General features: G+C 61.1%; 12 protein-coding genes and 1 pseudogene. 6 read left to right on the plus strand and 7 right to left on the minus strand.

Going from position 1 to position 16,621, the window contains the following annotated elements; all coding sequences use genetic code 11:
• The first annotated feature begins 76 nt into the window (after positions 1–76).
• The 4 genes from PCO31010_RS24255 to mdtD all read left to right on the plus strand — a co-directional run bounded on the left by PCO31010_RS24255 (position 77) and on the right by mdtD (position 7,440).
• Positions 77–1,912, plus strand: a complete 1,836-nt coding sequence (locus tag PCO31010_RS24255) for an asparagine synthase-related protein (RefSeq protein ID WP_150666509.1) — start codon at positions 77–79, stop codon at positions 1,910–1,912.
• Positions 1,909–3,741, plus strand: coding sequence for an ABC transporter ATP-binding protein (locus PCO31010_RS24260; protein WP_150666510.1), 1,833 nt, complete (start codon positions 1,909–1,911; stop codon positions 3,739–3,741). The genes PCO31010_RS24255 and PCO31010_RS24260 overlap by 4 nt, the downstream gene beginning before the upstream one ends.
• A 125-nt stretch (positions 3,742–3,866) precedes the next feature.
• The gene (locus PCO31010_RS24265) at positions 3,867–5,768 is read left to right on the plus strand and encodes a propionate--CoA ligase (protein WP_150666511.1); all 1,902 of its coding nucleotides are present in this window, start codon (positions 3,867–3,869) and stop codon (positions 5,766–5,768) included.
• 217 nt (positions 5,769–5,985) lie between these two features.
• A complete protein-coding gene (gene mdtD, locus PCO31010_RS24270; protein WP_246184758.1) occupies positions 5,986–7,440 on the plus strand; it encodes a multidrug transporter subunit MdtD in 1,455 nt (484 codons plus the stop codon).
• 26 nt (positions 7,441–7,466) lie between these two features.
• On the opposite strand, the gene PCO31010_RS24275 is transcribed toward mdtD, so the two are convergent.
• The gene (locus PCO31010_RS24275; RefSeq protein ID WP_150666512.1) at positions 7,467–8,384 is read right to left on the minus strand and encodes a LysR family transcriptional regulator; all 918 of its coding nucleotides are present in this window, start codon (positions 8,382–8,384) and stop codon (positions 7,467–7,469) included.
• A gap of 205 nt (positions 8,385–8,589) precedes the next feature.
• Between PCO31010_RS24275 and PCO31010_RS24280 the strand changes: the two genes are divergently transcribed.
• Both PCO31010_RS24280 and PCO31010_RS24285 read left to right on the plus strand, forming a co-directional pair.
• Positions 8,590–9,987 carry a M20 family metallopeptidase gene (locus PCO31010_RS24280; RefSeq protein ID WP_150666513.1) on the plus strand — a complete coding sequence of 466 codons (1,398 nt, stop codon included), beginning with the start codon at positions 8,590–8,592 and terminating at the stop codon, positions 9,985–9,987.
• Positions 9,984–11,342 carry an MFS transporter gene (locus tag PCO31010_RS24285; protein WP_150666514.1) on the plus strand — a complete coding sequence of 453 codons (1,359 nt, stop codon included), beginning with the start codon at positions 9,984–9,986 and terminating at the stop codon, positions 11,340–11,342. The genes PCO31010_RS24280 and PCO31010_RS24285 overlap by 4 nt, the downstream gene beginning before the upstream one ends.
• Before the next feature lie 77 nt (positions 11,343–11,419).
• On the opposite strand, the gene PCO31010_RS24290 is transcribed toward PCO31010_RS24285, so the two are convergent.
• The 6 genes and pseudogenes from PCO31010_RS24290 to PCO31010_RS24315 all read right to left on the minus strand — a co-directional run bounded on the left by PCO31010_RS24290 (position 11,420) and on the right by PCO31010_RS24315 (position 16,465).
• Positions 11,420–11,734 carry a DUF5076 domain-containing protein gene (locus PCO31010_RS24290; RefSeq protein WP_150666515.1) on the minus strand — a complete coding sequence of 105 codons (315 nt, stop codon included), beginning with the start codon at positions 11,732–11,734 and terminating at the stop codon, positions 11,420–11,422.
• Positions 11,735–11,923: 189 nt separating this feature from the next.
• Complete coding sequence (locus PCO31010_RS24295) at positions 11,924–12,229, minus strand: hypothetical protein (protein ID WP_150666516.1); 306 nt, start codon at positions 12,227–12,229, stop codon at positions 11,924–11,926.
• 125 nt (positions 12,230–12,354) lie between these two features.
• Positions 12,355–12,750, minus strand: a pseudogene (locus tag PCO31010_RS24300) (transposase); the annotation flags it as partial.
• A gap of 72 nt (positions 12,751–12,822) precedes the next feature.
• Positions 12,823–13,416, minus strand: a complete 594-nt coding sequence (locus tag PCO31010_RS24305; RefSeq protein ID WP_150666517.1) for a hypothetical protein — start codon at positions 13,414–13,416, stop codon at positions 12,823–12,825.
• Between the two features lie 632 nt (positions 13,417–14,048).
• Entirely contained in the window at positions 14,049–14,480 is a 432-nt protein-coding gene (locus PCO31010_RS24310) for a hypothetical protein (RefSeq protein ID WP_150666518.1), read from the minus strand.
• 908 nt (positions 14,481–15,388) lie between these two features.
• Positions 15,389–16,465, minus strand: a complete 1,077-nt coding sequence (locus tag PCO31010_RS24315) for a hypothetical protein (protein ID WP_150666519.1) — start codon at positions 16,463–16,465, stop codon at positions 15,389–15,391.
• Positions 16,466–16,621: the final 156 nt, after the last annotated feature.

Consider the following 16,621-nt stretch of genomic DNA (forward strand, 5'->3'; position numbering starts at 1 on the left):
GCCATCCAGGCCATCGACACGCCGCCTGAACCTCATCTGCGCCCCTACCGGCGCGCTATCCAACACGGAGCCTGTCATGCAACTTGCCCGTCTGAGACCAGGACCGGCCGAGCGTCACGTGCCGTTGCCCGGCGCCGTCGTATTACGGGGGCTGGACGGCCAGCCTGCCGCCCGGATTCGTCCCGAAGCAAACGATGACCGTCGTCATGTGAGCGATCAGAGCGAATTGCTTGCGTGGTACGTGAGCGGTCGTGTGTTTCACAAGGAGGATGGCCGCGAAGTGTTGCCGGGGCTGGACCTGGCGCGACTGGCGTTGGAATCGCCCGAGCGCTTCGTGCAGCAGTATTGGGGGCACTACCGGATCATCGTGCATGACCGCTGGTGCGGCGCGACGCTCGTGTTGTGCGACCCATGCGGCCACTGTCCGACGTACTACCGCTTCTGTCGCGACGGCGCGGTGCACGTTGCGTCGGATCCGGCGGCGCTTGTCGGGGACGACCCGTCGTTCGATAGCACCGCGCTCAAATCCTTCCTTGTGCACGGCGACGTGGGCGGCGTGCAGTGTGCGCTGTACGACGTGGAGCGTTTGCCGCTCGGCCACGCTCTGTGGATTCCCGAGCGTGGCGCGCCGAAGACGCGCGTCGTCTGGTGGCCCGCATGGCAGCCGGGCGGGGGCGCGAGTGAGGTGTATGAGATGACGTCGGGTACTGGCCTGCTTGGCGTGTTACGACGCTCTACGGAGCGCTGTCTCGGCGACCGCTCGGCGGTGCTTGAACTCTCGGGCGGCGTGGAGTCAACCTCGCTGGCGCTTGCGCTTGCGCAGTCGGGACTCGCCGGTCAGTGCACGGCAGTGAATCACTGTGATCCGGCGTCGCCGTCGAGCGACGAATCGCATCACGCGGGCAGTGTAGCGAGGCATGTGCGCATGGCGTTCGAGCGTCTGGATATTGCGTGTGCGGCGTTCTCGCCGCCGACGGACATTCCACGCCTCGCGCGTCCGGCCATGCACTTGTGCATGCTCGCGCAACTGGATGCCGTGCGAGAGCGCCTGATGCCGTACCGCGAGCATCGTCTCGTCAACGGTCACGGGGGCGACGCCATCTTCCTCGCGCCGCCGCCCGATGGCGCCTTACTCGATGCCTTCGCTGACAGACAGTGGCGTCGTGCGCTCGGCGCATGGCGCGATCTGGCGATCATGCAGCGCTTGCCGCTTTGGTCGGTCGCGCGAGGGGCGTTTGGACAACTGCGTCAGCGCCATGCGAACCCGCTGGCTGCGCTGCAAGACGGTTTGTTGACGGCCGCCGCGTGCGCGGGTGAGCCATGCCGTGGCGAACCGCTCGCGCAGGCATGGCTGGCGCAGTGGCCGCTCAGGATGCGTCCGGGCAAGCGCGCACAGATTCTCGGCACGCTCGGTAATTTGCGCGATATCGAAGTGCATCCGTCGCTGGCTGCAGGCGGCACGGCGTTTCCGTTCCTCACACAACCGGTCGTCGAAGCCGGGTTCGCGATGCCGACGTACCGGCTCTTCAACGCCATGCACAACCGTTTGCCGCTACGTCGCGCAGCGTATCTGGCCAGCGGTCTGCCGAACCTCTGGCGTCGTGACAAGGGGATGATGACGGGGGTTGTCGGTGCGGGCGTCGCCGCCAACTTGCAGCACGTCGAGGAAGTCTGTCTGGAGGGCTATTGCGCGGCGTCGGGCTGGATCGATCGAGACGCCTGTCGTCGCGCCATCGGCCGGATTGCCCATCATCATCTCGAATCGATGACGACGATTCGCCGCCTGTACGCCGTCGAGATGTTCGTGCGCGGCTGGCGGCAGGGGGCAGGCGGCGTTGGGGGAGCGCCCGAAGCGGATGGACGACGCGGGCAACAGGCATCCTCTGGTCGCGGTAACGAGGCGACGGCATGACGCGACAGGCGGGGTGGAACGCGCTGTGTTTCGTGCTGCGCACGCTATGGGCGCGTGAGACGGCGACATCGCGTCACCGTCTGTGGCTTGCCGCCGCGACGCTTGCGGCGGCGCTGATGCTCACGTTGCGGCTCGTCGCACCCTGGGTGTTGGGGCTGGCCGTGGATGCGCTGGCGGGCGAGCGTCCGGGCACGCTGGCGATGCCGTTCGCGATAGCGTACGTCGTGCTGTGGTCGGGGGCGGCCATCGGCGAGCGGGGTAAGGATCTGCTCATCCAGCGAGTGATGGAGGACCTTCGACGCCGCACCGGACTCGGCTATCTCACGCGCCTGATCGAACTGCCTGCGCATCGCGCGCGGGACGTCAATGCCGGGCACGTGCTCGACTGCTTGTTTCGTGTGGAAGTGGCGCTGCCGGTCATCGTCACGGGACTGGTGTTCGGGTTGCTGCCGCTCGCCGTGCAGGTGATCGCGACGGGCGTGATCCTGATGCTCAACTTCGGCGTGCTCTACGGCGTGATACTTGGCGCGACGGTCGTGGCCTACGTGCTGACGCTGCGGCCGACGCTCGCGCGCGTGACGCGTCGAGAGTCGCAGGCGAACGACGTCTCGCGCGCCACGACCGGCGCACTTGCCGACACGCTGAGTCAACTGGAGTGCGTGAAGACGTTCGCGCAGGAGCCCGCCGAAGTGGGCCGCTTGTCGCAGCGTCTGCGTACGCGCTATGTCGCAGCGTTGGCGACGGCTACGACGGCGCAGGTCACGAGCGCATTGCAGATGGCGATCATGGCGGCGGGCGTCTCGGCGATGACGTTGCTTGCGGTCAGCGACGTGGCGCGCGGCGCCGAGCCGGTGGGCACACTGGTGCAGGTCAACGCCTATCTGCTTCAGTTCGCGTTGCCTGCGGCGATGCTCGGTGCGTTGGTGTCGCAGGTGGCGAGGGCGCTGGTCAGCGTCGACGAGCATCTGCGAGATTCGTCGGGTGGGCCGGTCGCTGCATCGGTCAAGCGTTCTGATGCCTCGGCACCTCCGCCGTCTCCGGCATCGCAAGCACCCACCATCGAATTCGACGACGTCAGCGTGGCCGTCGGGGACGCACCGCCCATCTTGTCCGGCATCCGTCTGCGGATCGCGGCGGGCGAGTATGTCGCGCTCGTCGGTCCCTCAGGCGCAGGGAAATCGACGTTGTTGCGGCTAATGGCGGGTCTCACGCTGCCGTCGCGCGGCGAAGTGCGCATCGATGAACACAGGCTGTGCCCGGTGCGTGCCGAAGCCGTGCGTCGCATAACGGGCTTCGTCACGCAGGATTGCCGTCTGTTCGATCGCACAGTGTTCGAGAACGTCGCCTATCGCGCGGGACTGAGCGAAGGCCAATTGTCCGAGGACGCTCGCATACAGCACGAATTCCAACGTGTGACGACGCTTGCCGAAGTCCCGGATGCGGCTTGCGTCGCAGGTCTGTCTGGCGGGGAGCGTCAGCGCGTGAACATCGCGCGCGCACTCTGGGGCGGCCCGCCGTTGTTGCTGCTCGACGAACCGACCGCAGCGCTCGACGCTCTGACCGAGGCGCGCATTCTGGCCCGACTCTCCCACGAACGGGCTAGCGCGACGTGCGTGGTCGTAGCGCACCGTCTCGCCGCTATCCGGCAGGCGGACCGGATCGTGGTGATGGAGGGCGGGCGCATCGTGGAAACGGGCGACCACGTGGCACTGCTGCGCCACGGCAGCCTGTACGCTCGCATGTGGCACGCCCAGCAAGCCGAAGTCCCGGTATCGCCAGCAGCGCCAGCCACGCCACCGACATCCGCCACCGTCCCGGATCTCGCCTAAATCGACAGAAATCCCCCCCGATCTCCGCGTAATCCCCTAGCATTTCAGGCATGTGCCCGCTGCCCCGGTAAGCCTTCCGTAAGCGTCAACGCGCACACTGAATGCCAATAATGCAAGGAGACAACATGACTTCGTACGCGTCGTTTCACGCCCGTTCGATTGCTCCGGACTCGCGTGCGGCCTTCTGGGAGGAACAGGCCAAACTGATCGACTGGGAAACGCCCTTCGATCAGGTGCTGGAATACGACAAGCCGCCCTTTGCGCGCTGGTTTGTCGGTGGGCGGACCAACATCTGCCACAACGCGGTGGACCGTCATCTGCCGTCGCGCGGCACGCAGAATGCGCTGGTGTGGGTGTCGACGGAAACCGAACAGGAGCGTGTCTACACCTACGACGAACTCGCGGCGGAAGTGAACCGCATGGCGGCGTCGTTGCAATCGCTGGGCGTGACGCGTGGCGAGCGCGTGCTGATCTACATGCCGATGGTGCCGGAGGCGTTGTTCGCGATGCTCGCGTGCACGCGTCTCGGCGCGATTCACTCGGTGGTGTTCGGTGGCTTCGCATCGGTCAATCTCGCCGCGCGCATCGACGACGCGCAACCCAGAGTCATCGTCTCTGCCGACGCCGGTTCGCGTAACGGCAAGGTCGTACCCTACAAGCCGCTGCTCGACGAAGGCGTCGCGCTCGCACGGCACAAGCCGTCGAGCGTGTTGCTGATCGATCGCGGGCTGGCACCGATGGAGCGGGTCGAAGGGCGCGACGTCGATTATGCGCCGCTGCGCGAACAGCACCTCGACGCGTTCGTCCCGTGCGAATGGATGGAGTCGAGCGAGCCGTCCTACATCCTCTACACGTCGGGGACGACGGGCAAGCCGAAGGGCGTGCAGCGCGACACCGGCGGTTATGCGGTCGCGCTGGCTTCGTCGATGGAGCACATCTTCTGCGCGAAGCCCGGCGACACGATGTTCTGTGCGTCGGACATCGGTTGGGTGGTGGGGCACAGCTACATCGTCTACGCGCCGCTGCTCGCGGGCATTGCGACGGTGATGTACGAGGGCACGCCGATCCGCCCCGACGGCGGGATCTGGTGGCGCATCGTCGAGAAATACAAGGTGACGCAACTCTTCACCGCGCCGACTGCGATTCGCGTGCTCAAGAAGCAGGACCCGGCGTATCTCACGCAGTACGATCTGTCGTCGCTGCGACTGATCTTCCTTGCGGGTGAGCCGCTGGATGAACCTACGGCGCGCTGGCTCACGGAGGGCGTGGGCAAGCCGGTCGTCGACAATTACTGGCAGACGGAGACGGGCTGGCCGATTCTCGGCATGGCGCGCGGTGTTGAAGTCCTGCCGAGCAAGCTGGGATCGCCGGGCAAGCCGGTGTATGGCTACGACGTCAAACTGGTCAACGAGGCGACGGGCGAGGATTGCGGGCCGAACGAGAAGGGCGTGCTTGCCATCGAAGGCCCGATGCCGCCGGGCTGCCTCAGCACGCTGTGGGGCGACGACGCACGTTTCGTCAAAACGTATTGGCAGACGGTGCCGGGCCGCACCCTGTATTCGAGCTTTGACTGGGGCGTGCGCGACGAGGATGGCTATTACTTCATTCTCGGGCGCACCGACGACGTGATCAACGTGGCGGGGCACCGGCTCGGCTCGCGTGAGATCGAGGAGAGCATCGCGAGCCATCCGGCGGTGGCGGAAGTCGCGGTGATCGGCGTGCAGGATGCGCTCAAGGGACAAGTGGCGATGGCGTTCGCGGTGCTGCGCCGACCGGAGCAGGTGGACACGCCGGACGCACGTCTTGCGCTGGAAGGCGATGTCATGAAGACCGTCGACAAGCAACTGGGGGCGGTGGCGCGTCCGGCGCGCGTGTTCTTCGTCTCGATGCTGCCCAAGACACGTTCCGGCAAGCTGCTGCGTCGCGCTATTCAGGCCATTTGCGAGGGACGTGAGACGGGGGATCTGATCACCATCGAAGATCCGTCTGCGCTTGAACAGGTGCGGGAGGCGGTCGCCGGAAAGTAAGCGGCGCCTGGCAATGTCGGCCGTCGGCTGAAACGTCGGCGGCGATGGACGATTGATGCGGGAAGGCTGCGGCGCATCCGATTTTTCGGACTGCGCCGCAGTGCATTTGGGGGGCGAATGTGTTTCGATATCGATAATCGGTGTTGCGTTTCGACAGACTGTCGCGCAACGCCGGTATGATGCATTGCGCCTCCTCACTGCCATCGTCCATCGAAATATGACTTCACCCGATCAGGCCGCCTGGCGGCAGAAAGCGATGCTTTTGGTCGTCTCCGTCGGCTTCTTCATGCAGACGCTGGACTCGACCATCGTCAACACGGCGCTGCCTGCGATGGCGCGCGATCTCGGTCAGTCGCCGTTGCACATGCAGGCGGTCGTCATTGCCTATGCGCTGACGATGGCCGTGACGATCCCGCTGTCGGGCTGGCTTGCCGACCGGTTCGGCACGCGCGTCGTCTTCTCCAGCGCGCTCACGATCTTCTCCGTCGGCTCGGCCATGTGCGCCTATTCGAGCACGCTCGACGAGCTGGTGCTATGGCGCGTCGTGCAGGGTTTCGGCGGCGCGATGCTGTTGCCAGTGGGACGTCTGGCTGTGCTGCGCACATTCCCGCGCGAGCAGTATTTGCAGGCGCTGGCGTTTGTCGCCGTGCCCGGCATGATCGGGCCACTCATCGGACCGACGCTCGGCGGCTGGCTGGTCAAAGTGGCGTCGTGGCATTGGGTGTTTCTGATCAATGTGCCGGTAGGCGTCGCCGGATGCGTGGCGGCCCACTTCTTCCTCACGAATGCGCGCGCACCGCACCAGACGTCGTTCGACGTCAAAGGCTATCTGCTGCTGTCGGTGGGGATGGTCGCGACATCGCTGGCGCTCGACCGTCACGCCGACATTGCCGGGGCGCACGCGCTGATGCTGGTGTTGCTCGTGGTGGGGTTTGCAGGCTTCGTCGCCTACGGGCTCTATGCGAACCGCACGCCGCAGCCGTTGTTCTCGCTCGCGATGTTCCGCGTGCACACGTTCAGCGTCGGATTGCTCGGCAATCTCTTCGCCCGTATCGGGATCGCGGCCGTGCCGTATCTCGTCCCGCTGCTGTTGCAGGTCAGTCTCGGCTATTCGGCGTTCGAGGCAGGGCTGCTGATGTTGCCGATCACGATTACAGGCATCTTCGCGAAGAGCCTTGCGACGCATCTGGTCATGCGATACGGCTACCGCTCCGTCCTTGTGTGGAACACGATACTGGCCGGTGCAGTGATGGCCAGCTTCTCGCTGGTCACGCCCCACTATCCGGTGCCGTTGCTCATCGTTCAGTTGGGGATTCTCGGCGGCATCAATTCCATCCAGTTCACTGCGATGAACACGCTGACGCTCAAGGATCTGAACCCGGACGATGCGAGTGGCGGCAACAGCTTGTTCTCGCTCGTGCAGATGCTGGCGATGAGCTTCGGTCTGACGGTCGGCGGTGCGCTACTGGTGACGTTCACGGGCGCGTTCGGCGAGGCTGCGGGCGTGGGCGCGCTACCGGCGTTTCGTGCGACGTTCGCGTGCGTCGGTTTGATTACGTGCTGCTCGGCGTGGATCTTCGCGCAGTTGACCGACCGCGAACAGATGGCCAACGACGACGGCGATGCGCAGGCACATGCGGTCGCAACGACGCCGCCACCGCCTGCGAACTAAGGGCCTCGCGTCCTGATTTCGTGACGTCAGGCAAACGGCTTGTCGAGAATCTCTGGGGCGCGGATGGCGTCGATGAGGAGGCCGAGAAACGCCTCGACGGGCGCGGGCAGGGTGCGTCCTGCCATGGTCTGTACCTGAAGGGAGCGCTGATGCAGCGCCGGATTGCGGATAGGGATGGCGGCGAGCCCCTCGGGGGCGAGACGGCTGCGCACCGTCAGTAGCCCGGTGAGCGTGACGGCGTTGCCAGAGCGCACGAAGCTGTGCAGTGCCGCGTGGTAGTTGCTGATGAAGACCGGTTCGAACAGCAGGCCTTCGAGCGTGCAGCATAAGTCGAACATCTGACGAATCGTCACACCGGCCTCCGATAGCGCCATCGGGTAAGGCAGGAGGTCTGCAAGGGCAACGTCGCGCCGCTTGGCGAGAGGGTGCTTCTTCGCCATCAACGCGTAGATCGGCGCGGGTTGTGTATGAACGACCTGCACGCCTTTTTCGGGCGCGACGCTGAAACACACCGCGATGTCGGCTTCGCCGTCGCGTACGCGCTCCGTCGCTTCGAACGGCGAGACGACATCCAGCAGAAAGTGTGCGCCCGGATACGCCTCGCGAAAGCGCGCGAAGACTTGCGGCAGGAAGTCGCGTGCCACACCTTCCGAACTGGCGACACGAATCGTTGCGCGGCCCACTTCGGTGAGACCCCGAATCTCGGAGGTGACGCGTTCGGCGTCGAGCAACACGCGTCGTGCATGATCCGCGAGCAGCGCGCCCGCTTCACTCAGCACCATGCCGCGCGGACGCCGTTCGAATAGCGGCGTCCCCAGATCCTCTTCCAGCTTGGCGATCTGACGGCTCAACGCCGAGACCGCCACATGCAACCGTTCCGACGCCCGGCTCAGAGAGCCTGTCCGGGCGACTTCCAGAAAGTAGCGCAGTGCGTGTGTTTGCATGGGGTGAGCAGGGTAGAGGCTGTTGTTTTTGCTTTGCCGAAACGGCAAAGAAACCTTCGAATTATTATCATTGTTGTCAAAAATACCGACTCCTAGAATGGCTTGAACGGTTGTGCCGCAGCGTGCTACCGACACGCGTCGCATCAATGTCGTACCAATGAGCGAGACCGGCAGCCGTGCCCATAAAGCCATCTGGAGACAAGCAGTGACCCGTAGCGCAGCGATTTCCCAAGCCACCGCCCAATACGATTCGGGCGCCTTCCTCGATACCCTCAATCGTCGCGTCGCCTACAAGACCGAGAGTCAGGAGCCGGACAGCGGCGACGTTCTTCACGCCTATCTCTCCGACGAAATGACGCCCGCGCTCGCGACGCTCGGCTTCACATCGCGCATCGTCCCCAACCCGATTTCGGGCGGCGGACCGTTCCTGATTGCTGAGCGTCACGAAAGCGACGACGCCCCGACTGTCCTGACCTATGGGCATGGTGACGTCGTGCGCGGTTACGACGCGCAATGGCGCGACGGCCTCAAGCCGTGGGAGATCGTCGTCGAGGGCGACCGCTGGTACGGACGCGGCACCGCCGACAACAAGGGGCAGCACACGATCAATCTGGCGGCGCTCGCGGAGGTACTCACCGCGCGCGGAGGCAAGCTCGGTTACAACGTGAAGATGATCGTGGAGATGGGCGAGGAAATGGGCTCGCCGGGGCTGCATGCCATCTGCGAACAACTGCGCGACGAGTTGCGTGCTGACGTGCTGATCGCCTCCGACGGTCCGCGTCTGGCGGCGCAGCGGCCCACGGTTTTCCTCGGTTCGCGCGGTCTCGTCAACTTCAAACTCAGCCTGAATCTGCGTGACGGCGGCCACCACTCCGGGAACTGGGGCGGTCTGCTGCGCAATCCGGGTGTCGTGCTGGCGAATGCGATTGCGTCGATGGTCGACGGCAACGGCAAGATTCTGGTGGAGGGGCTGCGTCCTCCCGAACTGCCGACGTCGGTGCGACGTGCGCTGGCCGGACTCGAAGTCGGTGGCGGCCCGAACGATCCCGAGGTCGATGCGGATTACGGCGAGCCGGGCCTGACGCCGACCGAGCGCGTCATCGGCTGGAACAACATCGAAGTGCTGGCCTTCAAGACGGGCAATCCCGAGAAGCCCGTCAACGCCATTCCGCCATACGCCTACGCGCACATGCAGATCCGGTTCGTCGTCGGGACGGATTGGGAGCGTCTGGGGGACATCGTGCGAGCGCACCTCGACGCGCATGGCTTCACGATGGTGGATGTGGAAGTCGAGCGCGGTGTGATGGCGACGCGCCTCGACCCGGAGGATCCGTGGGTGCTGTGGGCGCTGGCGTCGATGCGCGAGACGACCGGCAAGCCGCCGGTACTGCTGCCGAATCTGGGCGGCACGTTGCCGAACGATGTTTTCGCCGATGTGCTGGGGTTGCCCACGCTGTGGGTGCCGCACTCCTACCCGGCGTGTTCGCAACATGCGCCGGACGAGCATCTGCTGGGTTCGGTGGCGCGTGAAGCGTTGCAGATCATGGCGGGGCTGTTCTGGGATATGGGGGACGTGAACCTGAAAGAGGGGAAACCGCGATGAACAGTTCCGCTGCCGCCGCCGGGGCGGATCATGCCGATGGTACCCACGACGCCAATGTGAAGGCGGGTGCGCGTTCCGAAGTGCCCGTCTACAAACTGATCGTTGCGACGTCCATCGGCAATGCGCTCGAATGGTACGACCTGATCGTCTACGGCTACTTTGCGGTGACGATCTCGAAGCTGTTCTTTCCTGCGCACGACGAGACCGTGTCGTTGCTGATGGCGCTCGGCACGTTCGCGCTGTCGTATCTGGCGCGTCCGCTGGGGGCGTTCGTGCTGGGCGCGTACGCCGATCGACACGGACGTCGCGCGTCGCTGATGCTTTCGATTGCGATGATGACGGTCGGCACGGGCATCATTGCCTTCATGCCGACGTATGCGGTCATCGGTGTGTGGGCACCTATCGGCATCTTCCTGTCCCGCCTGATGCAGGGTTTTTCGGCGGGCGGCGAGTTCGGTAGCTCGACGGCGTTTCTCGTCGAGCACGTGCCGAACCGTCCCGGCTTCATGTCGAGCTGGCAGTTCGCGAGTCAGGGGGCGAGCACGTTGCTGGCCTCGGCGTTCGGGGCGGTGCTGACCGGCGCGCTGACGCAGCCGCAACTCGAATCGTGGGGTTGGCGGATTCCGTTCCTGTTCGGGATGCTGGTCGGCCCGATCGGCTTGTACATCCGGAAGTACGTCGACGAAACGCCAGCGTTCGCGAACGATGCGGCACGCAAGAAGGCGGCAAGCGCCGAGGGCGGCGATGCGGGCAAGTCTCCTGTGTGGGAGGTGCTCGCGACGCAGAAGTCGCGTCTGCTGGTGTCGATCGGCGCGTTGATTCTGACGACGACCGCGAACTACATGATCCTGTACATGCCGACGTATGCGACGAAGCAACTCGGCCTACCGCCCGCGCAGGGCTTTATCGCGACGCTGGTGACGGGGTTTGTGATCATGACGCTCACGCCGTTCGTCGGCCATTGGTCGGATAAGGTCGGACGCATTCGCATCATGCTGGTGGCCGGGCTGCTGTTCCTCTGTACGGTGTATCCGGCGTTTGCCTTCATGAATGCGCATGCGTCGCTGGCGACAATGATGGTCGTGATGCTGTGGGTGGGCACGTTAAAGGCGGTGTACTTCGCGCCGATCCCGGCCCTGATGTCGTCTTTGTTCCCGACACGCACGCGCGCCACCGGCATGGCCGTCGGCTACAACCTGGGGACGACGATCTTCGGCGGCTTCACGCCGTTGGCGGTCGCGTGGCTGATTGCCGCGACGGGCAACAAGCTGGCCCCGGGGTTGTATCTGATGGTGGGCGCCGTGATTAGTCTGACGACGCTGTTGATCGCCAGAACGCGGATGGGCGCTCGCTGAGGGTTACATCGGAGGTGGTGTCGCTACGTCGACTACATCGTTATGTCGTTATGTCATTAAGTCGTTAAGTCGCGAAATTAGTGACGTTGAGGTGGCGCGTCCTCGGTCGAAAGGAGCGACGGGGCGCGCAACTCGTTGAGGAAGTGATCCCGCACCATGGCGAGCGAGTCGGCTTCGGTGTCGGGATAGGCCTGCCGGAGGGCGTCCGATACCTGACGGGCGACGTCCGCGAGGATGACGCCCCAGACCGCTTCCTCGGAAACCTTCCGGGTTTCCTGATACATCCCGACCTTCATCGAGCAGTACATCGTCTTTTCTGCGGTCCAGACGCGCAGCATTTCGACTGCGTCATCGTCGGCTAATACGGCGTCGGGGATGGGACATGCGTGCATCAAATACCTCTCGGATCGTTGACCGGCCTACGTGAGCCGTCGGTCTGGTTTGAATGGGGAGTGTGCTGGCAAAGGCCGAAAACACAGGCCTTGCACGGGGCAAAACCATGCGTCGATGATGACGCGGCCAATCGTTCAAACCCATCGGGTAACGACCGTAGATTGCTTTGGTACTTGTCTGATAAATAGTTAGCTTCGGCTGCGATATGTATCCGTCTTGAAGCCTAGGGCGGCAGCGATGCTCGCTGTTGTCGCGTCCTTGCCCACGCTCGCCGTAATACCCGCGACAACGCTTTCAATGGGTTTCATCCGGGCCTCCTTGTCCTGCTGCGGTAATTCGTCCTTGCGCGTGTCGGCTATCTGATTGAGCAAGTTGCCGAGCACTACGCTTGCCGCGCCGCCCAGTGCACCTGCGCCGCAGGTGCCTCCCGACGCCGAGCCAGCGGCGCAACCGCCAATCACCTTTAATTCAGTTTTCCAATGGCCCAGGGCCACTCGTTGTGCGTCAAAAAATGCTCAGTGAATGGCCATGAGTAGCTCGTGAGTTTTCGAGGTCGCATCGCCAGGGCGTTGGTGCATCAATTGAGATCGAAAACATGAGCCCCTCAGTGAAGCTGAATTCAGGCGATACGGACGGATTTCGGGCGTGCGAGCGTGGTCATTCGGTTGAGCACGCCTGCCCGGATGGCCACTTCGGTAGCTTACGAGCCGATTTCGCGCGCCCACAGGCTGTGTCCCGTGAGCGTCTTGAGGCGGTATCAGGGTCTCAGCCAGCGAGCGCCGGTGATAACCGCTGGCGACTTTCCATTCGCGCCGACTGCTTTTCTCAATGACATCGATGGCCTCGTTACGCCAGGCTGCACCCGGCGTAAGCTCGGACCAAGGCTTCGCACCATTGCGTGGTGGAATCAAGGGCCGCGCACCTCGCGCAGCAATCGCCGCGTGACACGGCATGCTGTTGTAAACGCCGTCGCCGCCGATGATATCGATTGGCTATCGGTCGGGATCTGATCGACTACCCTCACAACCGTTGCACCTAAACGTCAGCCCAACCAAACCCGAATTTATGTAACAACGCCGCGCGAGGTCTAGATTCCGACGGCGCGGCTTCGAATGGCTTTAGTGCCTTGAGCTGCAAGATATCCGGTAATTGCTAGCAATGCGGAAACGGGAAACACAGCGAACCAGATCTGCAACGGTTGCTTATAAATTAGATGCAATGGGGCTGAAATCAACCAGGTGAGCAGCGCTGAGAAAAAAACATGAGCAAGACGATTTTTCAAGATGCGGGCTGTGAGTATGCAATACGCTAATGGGTTCAGAAGGAAGTTGCACATGGTGAGCGCAACAATTAATAAGGGGCTTCCTTGGAGGACGATTCCTATGATATGGCCAATGGCCGGAACTACCAGTGCTACGACGATGAAGGGGAATATCCATCGTCTAAATTCGAAATTCCAGAATTCGGGTTCATCATCAAGCGCACTTAATCTTCGTCCCACAGTTGCAGAGATTTTGACGGAAAGAATTCCCGCAATTGCAGACATGGCTAGTCCCGCGATGCTGAAGCCGTCGGGATTGTAGAAAATGTTGGTAAAAAAAGTTTGGAATATTGAAATTCCAAACGCCAGTCCAAATGCTACGTAAATAGAAGATTTTTTAATAAGGAAATTATTTTTCATGTTTGGTTTTTGCGCGGTTAGAGGTTTCTTCAAAAATAGCCAGGTAAGCGTTCCCGAGAAAACACTAAGCCCGAAAAATACATGGCCAATCTACCGAGGCGATTCCACGTGGCGTTGTTGCGGAAACATGAGCCCCTCAGTGGAGCCGAATTCAGGCGACACGGACGGATTTCGGGCGTGCGAGCGTGGCCATTCGGTTGAGCAAGTTACCGAGCGCTACACTTGCGGCACCGCCGATGGCACGGGCACCGCAGTTGTTGCGGCTCCGGCGCGCCCGAACGATCAAGAGGTGAGCGTCCGTTCCCCTTGACTAAACACACTTTGCGCGGATTTCTGACGGTCACTACGTTGGGGGGGGCATGCTATCAATCGCTTACTTTGGGGATTTGGGTTGGTTACTGGTTTTGATTTTTTCCATTATGAGTATCCCGATCGATAGTGGGATGCTGGCGGCTGCCGCTGCTTTTGTTGAATAAATAATGTCTTCGGCGCCGAAAATGAATATTCCATGAGTTAAGAAAAAGTAGGCTGATACCGAAAATCTTGAGAAGATTACTGTCAAAAATATAGTGGTTAATATCGATGCTGCGTAAAATATAAATCTTAAGATAATGTTATTTGTCATTTAATAATTAAAGAATTTTAAATTGATCCTGCGTTTTTGCGGACGTTGCTTCAGAGGTGACTGATCCAACCACGGCGCCGAGAAAGTCTGATACCTCTTGCGATGCGATACTTTTTGCTGCTCCGGTGATTCCTTGCCCTGCCTTAGCCCCAGAAATCGTGCCGATCAATGCGCCAGCAGTGGCCCCCGAGATGTTCTCTCCTTTAATCATTGCTCCCGCAGCCGCGCCACTTACATTTATGGAGGTTGAAGTGAGGATGCTCCGTCCCTGAGTCGCGGCCCCGTTCACAATGGCAATAAGCACATCGACCTTACTCATCTCTTGCTCACCGTTGAGCGCTTTCTGAACGAGTAGGTTTGCGGTTCCACCGATCGTGCCGCCCACGGCCATGCCGGTTGCGGTGGCCGCACCCGGCGCGAGTGCTGGTGCACTGCCCATCAAAATTGCTCAATTCTTTAGAAGCAGCGTTGCTGGTTGCGGTACGTCAGTGCCGACCCATTCGAGCAGATCGGTTTGTGCGTTTTGGATTTTCTCGGCAGATACGCCGTTCTAGCTCATGAATTCACCTAACGAGGCCGCGCCGCACCCGCTTTCACTATGACGTGCGGAAGCTCAAACTGGTTGTTCTCCAGTTCCAGGCGCGAGGGGATTCTCGCCGCAGTCGCGTCTTTGCCCACGCCTGCAGTGATACCCGCCACAACGCCTTCAATTAGATTCAACCGGGCCTCATTCTTCTGTTGCGGCAATCCATCGTTGCTCGTATTGGCCATCTGATTGACCAAGTTATCCAGCACTACGCTAGCCGTGCCATCGACTGCACCGGCACCACAGTTGCCACCCACTGCAGCGGCTCAGGCGCATCCGACAATGCCGTGCAAGGTGGTGCGAGCCGATTCGTTTTCCAGGGTGTCGGCAATCTGTTTGACCTGTTCTACCGCAAGTGTTTGCGGATAGCCTGCAGCAGCGCTACCAGCGATTGCGCCGGTCAATGCTCCGAAAATTCTCTATTCCCAATGATGACCGGCACAGCGAAAAACTAGTGTTTATAGATGTCATTGAAAAAATTTTCCGTCCTTAACTCAAAACTTCGGTTGCTGTGATTTTGGTCGTGTATTTGTTATTCATCGTTTCTTGATTTTTCAATCTCATTCAAAATCCACAAACCAAAACCTAGTGGCAGTCCAGCGGAGAGTCCGACCTTAATTGAAGAAAACATGTCGCGCTCATTAAAATGTAGAATTCCTGTTTTGTGGAAAAAATAGGCGGCCACTGAGAATTTAATAATTGCGGTTATGATTGAGATGGTCAATGATTGATAGGTAATTAGTTTGATTATTATTGATAATTCAATCATAAATTTTTTCATCATCCTTCTCCGAAGACATGATGTCGTTTGATTTCGCGGAGACGACTTCGGAAACGATAGCCCCCACAATTGCAGCAGTCGTGTTTGACAAGTCCTTCGTTACAAGCCCCTTTACAAACTGAGATACAGCCTTTCCCGACTGTGCACCAGCTGTAGCACCCAATGCAGCTCCGGCGGTCGCGTTGGGCAGGCTCTCCCCCTTAATTTCTGCTGCAAGGGCGGCGCCGCTACCGCTAATAGAGATCGTCGTAATGATGCTCCGCCCCTGAGTCGCAGCCCCCGTCGCAATCGCAATGAGCACATCGACCTTACTCATCTCTTGCTCACCGTTGAGCGCTTTCTGAACAAGTAGGTTTGCGGTTCCACCGATCGTGCCGCCTACGGCCATGCCGGTTGCAGTAGCAGCGCCCGGCGCGAGTGCTGGTGCGCTGCCCATCAAAATTGCCCAATTCTTTAGAAGCAGCGTTGCTGGCTGCGGTACGTCGGTACCGACCCATTCGAGCAGATCGGTTTGTGCCTTCTGAATCTCCTCGGCAGATGCGCCGTTCTGACTCATGAATTCGCCTAACGAGGCCGCAGCAGCACCCGCTTTCACTACGCCTTGCGGAAGAGTGAATTGGTTGTTCTCCAACTCCAACCGAGACGCGATGCTCGCTGTCGTGGTGTCACTACCCGTCCCGGCGGTGATGCCTGCCACAACGCTTTCAATGAGATTCATCCGGGCCTCCTTGTCCTGCTGCGGTAATTCGTCATTGCGTGTGTCGGCTATCTGATTGAGCAAGTTGCCAAGCACCACGCTTGCCGCACCGCCCATCGCACCCGCGCCGCAGTTGCCTCCCGACGCCGCTCCACCGGCGCAGCCGACGATGCCGTGCAGGGCAGTGCGAGCCGATTCGCTCCCGAGGCTGTCGGCGATCTGTTTCACCTGTTCCACCGCTAACGTCTGCAAATAGCCGACGGCCGCCCGTTGCAGGAATTCGCCAGTCCCTGCCGCGACGTTTCCACCCGCCGCCCACTTCTCGGCGTGTTGAATCCGTCCTTCCAACGCGCGCATCATCACCCTTCGGGGAAGATTATTTTTTTTCGGTCATCTCGCTGATTTTTGCTGATATCCAAATGCCTGATCCAACGATGAATCCACAGGAGGTGCCGATTTTTATAGATAAAATCACGTCATCGATATCAATGACATTTTTTCCTGTTTTTATTATAA

Origin of the sequence: Pandoraea commovens (assembly GCF_902459615.1) — a bacterium.
Lineage (GTDB): Bacteria > Pseudomonadota > Gammaproteobacteria > Burkholderiales > Burkholderiaceae > Pandoraea > Pandoraea commovens.